The sequence below is a fragment of the Spongiibacter sp. genome (assembly GCF_041602295.1).
GTDB lineage: Bacteria > Pseudomonadota > Gammaproteobacteria > Pseudomonadales > Spongiibacteraceae > Spongiibacter.
Window position 1 is genome coordinate 1 of sequence record NZ_JBFIGO010000121.1, and the last position, 7,159, is coordinate 7,159.

Annotated in this window: 9 protein-coding genes and 1 riboswitch; of the genes, 8 read left to right on the forward strand and 1 reads right to left on the reverse strand. The window is 62.0% G+C overall.

Annotated elements, in window-relative coordinates:
• From ABYM29_RS13930 to cobJ, 7 genes are all read left to right on the forward strand, one after another.
• The coding region (locus tag ABYM29_RS13930) for a DUF2059 domain-containing protein (protein WP_372865387.1) at nt 1-506 on the forward strand (506 nt) is incomplete at its 5' end.
• A 61-nt stretch (nt 507-567) separates the two neighbouring features.
• A riboswitch (cobalamin riboswitch) is annotated at nt 568-790 on the forward strand.
• Between the two features lie 201 nt (nt 791-991).
• Nucleotides 992-2,113, forward strand: coding sequence for a cobalt-precorrin-5B (C(1))-methyltransferase (locus tag ABYM29_RS13935; RefSeq protein ID WP_372865389.1), 1,122 nt, complete (start codon nt 992-994; stop codon nt 2,111-2,113).
• Nucleotides 2,106-3,029: an ABC transporter ATP-binding protein gene (locus ABYM29_RS13940; RefSeq protein ID WP_372865390.1), complete on the forward strand. Its 924-nt coding sequence runs from the start codon at nt 2,106-2,108 to the stop codon at nt 3,027-3,029. The genes ABYM29_RS13935 and ABYM29_RS13940 overlap by 8 nt, the downstream gene beginning before the upstream one ends.
• On the forward strand, nt 3,026-3,796 hold the full coding sequence (locus ABYM29_RS13945) for an ABC transporter permease (RefSeq protein ID WP_372865391.1): 771 nt from the start codon (nt 3,026-3,028) through the stop codon (nt 3,794-3,796). The genes ABYM29_RS13940 and ABYM29_RS13945 overlap by 4 nt, the downstream gene beginning before the upstream one ends.
• Nucleotides 3,797-3,837: 41 nt before the next feature.
• Nucleotides 3,838-4,470 carry a precorrin-8X methylmutase gene (locus ABYM29_RS13950; protein ID WP_372865395.1) on the forward strand — a complete coding sequence of 211 codons (633 nt, stop codon included), beginning with the start codon at nt 3,838-3,840 and terminating at the stop codon, nt 4,468-4,470.
• A complete protein-coding gene (locus ABYM29_RS13955; protein WP_372865392.1) occupies nt 4,467-5,207 on the forward strand; it encodes a precorrin-2 C(20)-methyltransferase in 741 nt (246 codons plus the stop codon). Before ABYM29_RS13950 ends, ABYM29_RS13955 begins: the two co-directional genes overlap by 4 nt.
• A complete protein-coding gene (gene cobJ / locus ABYM29_RS13960; RefSeq protein WP_372865393.1) occupies nt 5,204-5,965 on the forward strand; it encodes a precorrin-3B C(17)-methyltransferase in 762 nt (253 codons plus the stop codon). Before ABYM29_RS13955 ends, cobJ begins: the two co-directional genes overlap by 4 nt.
• Here cobJ and ABYM29_RS13965 read toward each other — a convergent pair.
• The gene (locus ABYM29_RS13965; protein WP_372865396.1) at nt 5,952-6,722 is read right to left on the reverse strand and encodes a cobalt-precorrin-6A reductase; all 771 of its coding nucleotides are present in this window, start codon (nt 6,720-6,722) and stop codon (nt 5,952-5,954) included. The two genes, cobJ and ABYM29_RS13965, sit on opposite strands and share 14 nt — an antisense overlap.
• 65 nt (nt 6,723-6,787) lie before the next feature.
• On the opposite strand from ABYM29_RS13965, the gene ABYM29_RS13970 reads away from it, so the two are divergent.
• Nucleotides 6,788-7,159 (forward strand): SAM-dependent methyltransferase (locus ABYM29_RS13970; RefSeq protein ID WP_372865394.1); only part of this gene is annotated, 372 nt, incomplete at its 3' end.

Here is a 7,159-nt window from a genome sequence, read left to right on the forward strand (position 1 = left end):
CAGAGGGATCTATGAGAATTCGTATTTTTGTTATTGCCATGCTGGTGTTGGCTAGCCCCGTTCACGCTCAGGCCAGTGACGGCAAGGCCGCGCTGATTGACACTCTGCTGGAACAGACCGGTCAGTCGGTGGCGACGATGGCCGGGCAGTTCTCGCAATTGTTCAGCCAGAAAATTTCTCAGCAGCTGCGCGCGGTCGATGCCAGTTTGCCGCCCTCGGCCTTTGCCCTGGTCGATGAGGAGGTGAATGCGGTGATCTACGAGCAGCTTATTGCCAATGACGGCTACGCCAATGCGATTCGGCAGATTTATGCCGCGCAGTTTAGCGAGGCACAGTTGGCATCGCTGCTGGCGTTTTACAATACCGACCTCGGCAAAGCCCTGTTGGCGGCGAGTCCGCAAATCAGTGCTCAGACGAATCAGCTCGGCCGCGACTACGGCACCAAGTTGTCGGCGCAGATTCGCCAGCGGGTGAGTCAGCGCCTGAGCGCCGAGGGCCTGCGCTAAACGGCGAATGCCTTTTTGAGCGGCCCCTGCATTGCTGTTTGACCCGCAACAGACACCCTGATAATGTTGCGCCCGCTCAGGTGACCCGCGCGTATCCACGGCGCGGGTTTAAACGGGAAACTGGTGCGCGACTACGTCGTAGCGCAAGGCCAGTGCTGCCCCCGCAACGGTAAATGAGTTAAGGGTGACCACAACGCCACTGTGTTTCGGCATGGGAAGGCGGTCACCTCGGGCATTGCGCCCGCTCATCAGCCCGTAGACCGGCCCGAGTGATATAGCCAGGATTGCGGTGGGCAATGACGGGCCGGTTAGCGTGCTGCGGCTGTTGCCGCGTGGTCATTGCGGTTTCCGCCGGTTTTTCATTTCTACCGCGATTGCTGTTTTTTTATTGGGAAAACGCATCGGGATCTATGCCAAACCATCTATTACCCTTCAACGTATTGCCTGCCGCTATGCGCATTGTGCCCATTGCCTGAATGGCTGCAGTGAGTTCGGCAAGCATGCGCGAAGAAACCCCAGAGCATCGCGGCCCGCTGCGCAGTGGCCTGACGACCGGCTCTTGCGCAACGGCTGCCGCGTTGGCGGCGGCGCGCTATTTGCTGGCGGGTGAATACAGTGAGGCGATGATGATTACCTTGCCGGGCGGCCGCCAGCCGACGCTGGCGATTGCTGATCTCTGCCTGCGCGACGGCGAGGCGGTGGCGGGGGTGATCAAGGATGCCGGCGACGATCCCGATGCCACCCACGGTGCGCGCTTGTGGGTGGCGCTGCGCTTGCTGACTAGTCCGGGGGTGAGGTTTGTGGCGGGCAAGGGGGTTGGCACGGTCACCCGCAAGGGGCTGGTGTTGGCGGTTGGCGAGCCGGCGATTAACCCGGTGCCGCGACAGATGATCCGCGAACATTTGCACGCCTTGGCCGCGCAGCTCAATTATGCCGGCGGCTTTCAGGTGACGGTGGGTATCGACAATGGCGAGCGTATAGCCCTGCGCACAATGAATGGCCGCTTGGGTATTGTCGGCGGTTTGTCGGTATTGGGTACCACCGGCATCGTGCGGCCGTTTTCCTGTTCGGCGTATATCGCCTCCATTCACCAGTCTATCGATGTGGCGCGCGCCAATGGCTTGCGCCACGTTGCCGCGTGTACCGGCGGTACCAGCGAGCGCTACGCCCAGTGCCACTATGGCTTGGACGACAGTGCCATTATTGAAATGGGCGACTTATTCGGTGCGGTGCTGAAATATTTGCGCCGCGAGCCGCTGCCGAGGCTGAGCCTATGCAGTGGCTTTGGCAAGTTGAGTAAATTTGCCGCGGGTCACCCGGATACCCACAGCCGGCGCTGCGCCATTGATTTTGACTGGCTGGCTGCGCGCGCGGCGGAGCAGGGGGCGGCGCACTTGCGCCAGCAGATCCTCGGCTGCAATACCAGTATCGAAGCGCTGGGCTACTGTCAGCGAGCCGGGGTGGCGCTGGGGGACGCGGTGGCCAGCATTGCTCTGCGGCGCGCCCACGCCGTCTTGCCAGAGAGCGTGGTGATTGATGTCACCGCGCTCGACCGCCAGGGGCGGGTGGTCGGTTATGCCAGCGATGCAGGAGTCCGTCATGACTGAACCGGCACTGCTAATTCAACAGCTGCACAAGGAGTATAAGGGGCGCGAAGCGCTGCGCGGCGTCGATCTGCGTATTGATGCGGGGCAGTTCTTTGGCTTGCTGGGCCGCAATGGCGCCGGCAAAAGCACTTTGATTGGCCTGATCTGCTCGCTGCGCCGCTTGCAGCGCGGCCGTATTGCCGTGTTCGGTCACGATGTGCGCCGCCAGTCGGTGGCGGCGCGGCGCTGCATAGGCCTGCTCCCCCAAGAAGCCAATTTCAACAGCTTTGAGCCGCTGATCGAAATTGTTGCCAGTCAGGCGATGTACTACGGCCTGTCAAAACGCAGTGCCGAGCAGCGCGCCACCGAGGTGCTGGCGATGCTGGGTTTGGCGGAGCGCCAGCACAGCAAAGCCTGGGGGCTGTCCGGCGGCATGAAGCGCAAGTTGATGCTGGCTCGGGCGCTGGTCCACAAGCCGAAATTACTGATACTCGACGAGCCCAGCGCCGGCCTCGACATTGAGGCCAGGCTGGCGCTGTGGGAAATGCTGCGGGCGCTGAATCGCCAGGGCACGACGATATTGCTGACCAGTCACAATGTCGACGAAGTGGAGACCCTGTGTGATGACACCGCGATTATCGACGACGGCAAAATTATCGCCCGCAGCCCCCCGCATACTCTGCTGGCAGGCTTAGACTCGCGGCAGTTAACGCTGCATTTGGCAGCGCCGATTGTTGCGCCGCCAGTGCTCAGAGCGGCCGCGCTGCACGACTGGCAGCCGCTGCGATTGCAGTTGCAGTGGCCGCACCAACGCGATCTGGCGCCGCTGTTTGCCGAGTTAGCGGCGCAGGGCGTGCAGGTGGCCAGTGTGGATGATGACGGCAAGCGCTTGGAAGCGCGCTTTTTGCAACTGCTGGCGGCTGGAGGCGAGGTATGACGGCGGTTTACTGGCACGCCTATCAGGGGCTGGTGATCAAGCAATTGCGTCGCTTTTTACGCAGCTGGGTGCAGAGCTTGCTGCCGTCGGTAGTGACTGCGGGGGTGTTTATGCTGATCTTCGGTCATTTTGTCGGTCGCGAACTGGCTGCGGTACAGGGCCAGGCCTATGCCGATTTTATTATGCCGGGCTTGGTGATGTTTGCGGTAGTCGGCAATGCCTACAGCAATAGTTCGCTGGCATTTTTTGGCGCGCGCTTGCAGCGCCATATTGAAGAAATGTTGGTCGCGCCAATGCCGGCGTGGTTGATTGTCGCCGGGTTTGTCACCGCCAGTACCCTGCGCGGCTTGTTGGCCGGTGCGCTGGTGGCCTTGCTGGCGATGCCGTTTACCGCGATGCAGTTCCACCATGTGGGCGTGGGGCTGACGGTGGCGGTGTTTACCGCGCTGCTGTTCTCCTTGCTGGGGCTGATTAACGGCGTGTTTGCGCGGAACTTTGACGATACCTCGTTGATTTCAACCTTTGTGCTCACCCCGCTCACTTACCTCGGCGGTGTGTTCTATCCCGCCCAGTTATTACCTGCGCCCTGGCAAAGCTGGTCGTTGGCTAATCCGATGATGCATATCGTTGAAGGCTTTCGCTACGGCTTGCTGGATACCCCGGCGGTGAATTTGCCATTGACCTTTATTTTTTTGCCGCTGCTCACCGCCGTTGCCGCTGTGACGGCCTGGGCCTTAGTGGCGCGCGGTGTGCGCATTAAAGATTAGTGCTTCGAGGTGTATTTAGGGAGAGGGTTTTGACAGAAGATTTGCACGATTACATTCGCGATGGCTCGGCAATCTACGCCGACTCGTTCGCGACCATTCGCCGCGAGGCCGACTTGACGGCGATTCCCGCTGACATGGAGGCCTGCGTTGTGCGGCTGATTCACGCCTGTGGCATGGTCGACCTCGTTGACGATATCGCCTTTTCTGCTGGTGCCGCGCAGGCGGCAAAAGCTGCATTGCGCGGCGGCAAGGCGATTCTTTGCGATGCCGAGATGGTGGCGCGCGGGGTCACCCGCGCGCGTTTGCCCGCCGATAATCCGGTGATTTGTACGCTGCACGATCCGGCGGTGCCGGCGCTGGCAAAAACGCTGCAGAACACCCGCAGTGCGGCGGCCGTTGAGCTGTGGCGAGAGCATATTGACGGCGCGGTGGTGGCCATCGGCAATGCGCCTACCGCCCTGTTTCATCTATTGAATCTGATTAATCGCGGCTGGCCCAAGCCGGCGGCAATTCTCGGTTTTCCGGTGGGTTTTATCGGCGCCGCAGAAAGCAAGGTGGCGTTGGCGATTAACCCCGATGTGGATTTTATAACGGTTGGTGGTCGTCGCGGCGGGAGCGCCATGGCCGCTGCCGCCGTCAATGCGCTGGCGAATGACAAGGAAATTTTACGGTGAATGCTCAAGTGGAAACGGGCCGTTTATACGGCATTGGGGTGGGTCCGGGTGATCCGGAACTGCTGACCTTAAAAGCAGTGCGGCTGATCAAAGACAGCCCGGTGGTGGCGTATTTTTGCAAGCGCGGTGGTCGCGGCCGGGCGCGCAATAACTGCGCTGCCCATATTCGCGATGACCACCGCGAATTGGCTTTGGAGTATCCAGTGACCACCGAGCTGCCTCACACGAGTGGTGAATATCGCGACAGCATTGAGGCATTTTTTGACGAGGCCGCCGAGGCGGTTGCCGGTGAGCTGTCCGCCGGGCGTTCGGTGGCGATGCTCAACGAAGGCGATGCATTTTTCTACGGTTCCTTTATGCATGTCTTTCTGCGTTTAAAGGATCGCTACCCGATTACCATCGTGCCGGGTGTCAATTCGATTATGGCCTGCAGTGCCCTGCTGCCCAAGCCGCTGGTGATGCGCGACGATATGCTGAAGGTGGTGCCGGGCACTCTCGACGACCAGGCCTTGCGCGACAGCATGGCGGGAGGGCAGGCGATGGCCATTATGAAAGTGGGTAGTAATTTGCCGCGCATCCGTCGTATCGCCAATGAATTGGGTGTTGCCGATCGCGCTTGGTATGTCGAAAAGGCCAGCTTGCCCGAGCAGCGGGTAATGCCCCTGTCAGAGCTTGGTGAGGTGCAGGCGCCGTACTTCTCTATGGTGTTGATTCCCGGTCGTGGAGAGCGGCTGTGAGTGGCCGGCTGTCCGTGATCGGCTGCGGTCCGGCGGGCGAGCACTGGCTCAGCCCAGAAACCGCGCAATTAATTGCGCGCGCCACTGACGCGGTGGGTTATGGGCCCTACGTCCGGCGCATTGCCCGGCCGGGGATGCGCCTGCACATCTCCGACAATCGCGAGGAGCTGATGCGCGCGGTGCTGGCGCTTGAACTCGCCGCCCAGGGGCGCGAGGTAGTGATTGTCAGCGGTGGTGATCCGGGCATTTTTGCCATGGCGGCGGCGGTGTGCGAATGCCTGAGCGAAGCGGATCAGCCGCGCTGGGACAATGTGGAACTGGGTATCTATCCGGGGATTTCGGCGCTGCAGGCGGCGGCGGCCAAGATCGGCGCGCCGCTGGGGCACGACTTCTGTGCCATCTCCTTATCCGACGTGCTCAAGCCCTGGTCGCTGGTGTGCCGACGCCTGCGCTGCGCGGCGCAGGGCGATTTTGCCATGGCGTTCTACAACCCGCGCTCCCGCCATCGCCCCTGGCAGCTGGGCGCCGCGCTGGATATTTTGCGCGAGGAACAGCCGCCACAGACGCCGGTGGTGTTTGCCCGCGCCATTGGTCGAGAGGACGAGGCGCTGCACTACACCACACTGGCCGAGGCCGACCCCGAGTGGGTAGATATGCGCACCTTGGTGATCGTCGGCAATTCCCAGGCGCGCTACTTTGACCACGGCCAGCGGCGCTGGATGTACAGTCCGCGCAGCTACCCGGTTATTGAGAGCTGAGCGCAGTTGCTAGCCGCGTCTGTAACCACTGCAGCACCGAGGGGCTATCGAATAGCTCGGCATCTGCCGGGGCAATGTCGGGGCGCTCGACCATGATGACTTCAATGCCGAGTTCTCTGGCCGCCAGCAGTTTTGCCTGTGCGGCCTTGCCGCCGGAATTTTTGCAAACAATGGTATCGATACGCTGCTCGCGCAGTAGCCGGCGTTCATCGTCGAGCTGAAACGGCCCGCGATCTTCGATCAGTGACCAGCTGCTAAAGCGCGGTGGTGGCTGGGGCGGATCGACGCAGCGCACGGCGAAGTGGCGGTCGTGAATATGGTCGAAGTGATGCAGGGTGCTGCCGCCGGTGGCCAGCAGTATGCGTTGTCCGGGCTGGCCGTGGCTGATTAGCCGCTGTGCGGCGGCGCTGAGGCTCGCGCAGTGCTGCCAGTTGTCGCCATCGCCGGCGACCCAGGGCTCGCGGCCAAAACGCACCAGGGGTAGGCCCAGCGCGCGGCAGGCTTGCAGCGCATGGGCTGACATTTGCGCGGCAAAGGGATGGGTGGCATCGACAACTGCAGCCACATGGTGCGCGCTCAGCCACTGCTGCAGACCGCTAACACCGCCAAAGCCACCGCGGCGGGTGGGCAGTGCGGCGGGCAGCGGGCGGCGCGTGCGCCCGGCAAGAGAATAGGTGGCAGTGAACTGCGGAGCGGCCAGCAGCAGGTCGGCCAAATTCATCGCGTCGCGGGTGCCGCCGAGGATTAGTACATGCATAGAACTCACAGGGGTGCCCTGTTGCAGGGTTACCGACAGAAAGAAAATGGGAGCGGGATTCTACAATGAATGGGCAGTTCAGGTCTTTGTCCGGTCAGTCGCCGTGGTTGACCTTGGTGGGGCTGGACGAGTCCGGTTGGCAGGGGTTGGGGGCGCAGGCTCAAGGGGCAATTGTGGCAGCTGAGCTGCTGGTTGGCGGGCGGCGACACCTCGAGCATATTCCCGTGCGCGAGGGCCAGCAGCGCCTGTGTTGGCCTTCGCCGATCGCCGATGGCATCGCCGAGATCCAGCAGTGGCGGGGGCGACGGGTGTGTGTGTTGGCCAGTGGCGACCCCTTTAGTTACGGCGTTGGCTCGACGCTGAGCCGGCATATCGCGGCGGCGGAAATGCATTGCCTGCCAGCGCCGTCGGCGTTTTCGCTGGCGGCGGCGCGGCTG